The following is a 2,736-nucleotide window of genomic DNA, read 5'->3' as shown; positions in this document are numbered from 1 at the left end:
AAGCGCAGCCTAGCGGCCTTTCACCGCGAAGTCACTCAGGTGTGCAAGGCTCAAAAACTGCGAGTGCCGGCGCGCAACGCTAAGTTCAGCGGCAGTTTGTAAGTTGCGCGTTGTGGAATACTTTGCGAAGCAAACCACAAAAGCGCAACTTACAAACTGTCCAGCCACGTAGTGGCGTGCTGCAACGACTTGTTAGAAATTTAGTTGCTTGGTTTTGATGGTTTTTTACTTTCGTTTAACCCTTTAACCGCCTGCTCTAATGTAAGTTTCAAGAGTGATGCGTCTCCAACTTCACTGTGACTTGGAACAACCAGTTTTGCCTTACCATATTTGGACTTTAATAATTTGGCGGACTTTGGCCAAGCTTCTATATTTGCGTCACCCAAATTGCCTAAACCGTACGGTTTAATAAAACAACCACCGAATAATATTTTCCTTTCAGGCAGCCAAACCACTACGTTATCTGGAGTGTGTCCCGGGCCTGGATAAAAAACTTCAATTTTATTTTTAACTAGCCAATAGTTAACTCCGCTAAATGAATTTGTGGCTTGAACCTTGCCGTCTTTTTTAAGCAGTTCATTTGTTAATTCAGATGCATACGTGGGGATAGATCGAGAATTAAGCCACTCTATTCCGCCCGTGCTGTCGCTATGAAAATGAGAGGAAATACTGCCTTTTATTTTATAGCCACGCTCCACAAACCAAGTGACTAACTTTTCAGTATCTTTAGCCGTAAATGGAGTGTCAATTAGATAAGCCTCAGCATTTACAAGAACCACCAAACCATGTTTAGGAACAACGCCCCACCCGTTAACTTCTTCAAACGAAGTATGAACATAAACGCCTTCATCAAGCTTTTCAATTTTTAAATCTGGCAAAGACTCTGCTGCGGTAGCAATGCTGCAAAACAAAAATATAAAGAATACAGATAACTTGCTCATACTTTTCCTTTTCTAACGCCTGAGTTAAGCCGACTTGCGTAGTGGAGCCAAAGCCATGGCAAGCTCTTTCTGCCATGGCTTTGGTGTAACGAAGCAAGTTCGGCTTGAACGAATTGTTAGGCACCAACGCGGCGCCCCTCACAACGGTTTCCGGAAGCAGCGTACTTGAGCAACCTCCGTGAATCCAGCCGCCAGGTGCGCCGAGGTGCTTGCGCTGTTGGTAAGTTGAGTGTCGGAGGCGAATTCGGTGCATCCGCGACCACGAGCCCAATGCTCGGCGGCTTTTACCAGAGCTACACCTACGCCCTGACGCCGCGCACTTGGCACAACGTACCAACCCTCCAAGAACGCAACGTTGCCGGAGTAGCACTCCTCCGCATACGGGCGGATCGAAAGCTCGGCAAACCCTAGTGCTTCTCCGTCGGGTGCTACAGCAATGAGGACAGCAGCAGGCCGGGCGACTTTTCCGGACAGAAATTCTGCGATCTCTGACTGGTGCTCTTGACATGTGCCATCTGGCCACAGCTCACAGCGCATGCTTAGCCAACTGGCCGAATCGGTAGTTTCAACAGGCCTGACGAGCGGCGAACTATCCATTGGTGCCTAACGCTAAGTTCAGCGGCAGTTTGTAAGTTGCGCGTTGTGGAATACTTTGCGAAGCAAACCACAAAAGCGCAACTTACAAACTGTCCAGCCACGTAGTGGCGTGCTGCAACGACTTGTTAGAAATTTAGTTGCTTGGTTTTGATGGTTTTTTACTTTCGTTTAACCCTTTAACCGCCTGCTCTAATGTAAGTTTCAAGAGTGATGCGTCTCCAACTTCACTGTGACTTGGAACAACCAGTTTTGCCTTACCATATTTGGACTTTAATAATTTGGCGGACTTTGGCCAAGCTTCTATATTTGCGTCACCCAAATTGCCTAAACCGTACGGTTTAATAAAACAACCACCGAATAATATTTTCCTTTCAGGCAGCCAAACCACTACGTTATCTGGAGTGTGTCCCGGGCCTGGATAAAAAACTTCAATTTTATTTTTAACTAGCCAATAGTTAACTCCGCTAAATGAATTTGTGGCTTGAACCTTGCCGTCTTTTTTAAGCAGTTCATTTGTTAATTCAGATGCATACGTGGGGATAGATCGAGAATTAAGCCACTCTATTCCGCCCGTGCTGTCGCTATGAAAATGAGAGGAAATACTGCCTTTTATTTTATAGCCACGCTCCACAAACCAAGTGACTAACTTTTCAGTATCTTTAGCCGTAAATGGAGTGTCAATTAGATAAGCCTCAGCATTTACAAGAACCACCAAACCATGTTTAGGAACAACGCCCCACCCGTTAACTTCTTCAAACGAAGTATGAACATAAACGCCTTCATCAAGCTTTTCAATTTTTAAATCTGGCAAAGACTCTGCTGCGGTAGCAATGCTGCAAAACAAAAATATAAAGAATACAGATAACTTGCTCATACTTTTCCTTTTCTAACTTTGTTTTAGGGCGACTGCCCTGCTGCGTAACATCGTTGCTGCTCCATAACATCAAACATCGACCCACGGCGTAACGCGCTTGCTGCTTGGATGCCCGAGGCATAGACTGTACAAAAAAACAGTCATAACAAGCCATGAAAACCGCCACTGCGCCGTTACCACCGCTGCGTTCGGTCAAGGTTCTGGACCAGTTGCGTGAGCGCATACGCTACTTGCATTATAGCTTACGAACCGAACAGGCTTATGTCCACTGGGTTCGTGCCTTCATCCGTTTCCACGGTGTGCGTCACCCGGCAACCTTGGGCA

4 protein-coding genes are annotated in these 2,736 nt (G+C 46.1%); 1 reads left to right on the top strand and 3 read right to left on the bottom strand.

Annotated elements, in window-relative coordinates; translation table 11 throughout:
• Positions 1–200 precede the first annotated feature (200 nt).
• The 3 genes from KY379_RS27065 to KY379_RS27055 form a co-directional block, all read right to left on the bottom strand.
• Positions 201–941 (bottom strand): subclass B1 metallo-beta-lactamase IMP-1, encoded by a 741-nt coding sequence (locus KY379_RS27065; protein ID WP_003159548.1) that lies wholly within the window; start codon positions 939–941, stop codon positions 201–203.
• A 138-nt stretch (positions 942–1,079) separates the two neighbouring features.
• Positions 1,080–1,538 (bottom strand): aminoglycoside N-acetyltransferase AAC(6')-Il, encoded by a 459-nt coding sequence (gene aac(6')-Il / locus KY379_RS27060; RefSeq protein WP_013263788.1) that lies wholly within the window; start codon positions 1,536–1,538, stop codon positions 1,080–1,082.
• 133 nt (positions 1,539–1,671) lie between these two features.
• A complete protein-coding gene (locus KY379_RS27055) occupies positions 1,672–2,412 on the bottom strand; it encodes a subclass B1 metallo-beta-lactamase IMP-1 (protein WP_003159548.1) in 741 nt (246 codons plus the stop codon).
• Between the two features lie 152 nt (positions 2,413–2,564).
• Between KY379_RS27055 and KY379_RS27050 the strand changes: the two genes are divergently transcribed.
• On the top strand, positions 2,565–2,736 hold a 172-nt coding region (locus tag KY379_RS27050; protein WP_170953011.1), incomplete at its 3' end, for a phage integrase N-terminal SAM-like domain-containing protein.

This window comes from Pseudomonas sp. HD6422, assembly GCF_025377065.1.
GTDB lineage: Bacteria > Pseudomonadota > Gammaproteobacteria > Pseudomonadales > Pseudomonadaceae > Aquipseudomonas > Aquipseudomonas putida_U.
Note: the sequence above shows the minus strand (reverse complement) of the source record. Positions and strands in the feature narration are given on the sequence as shown.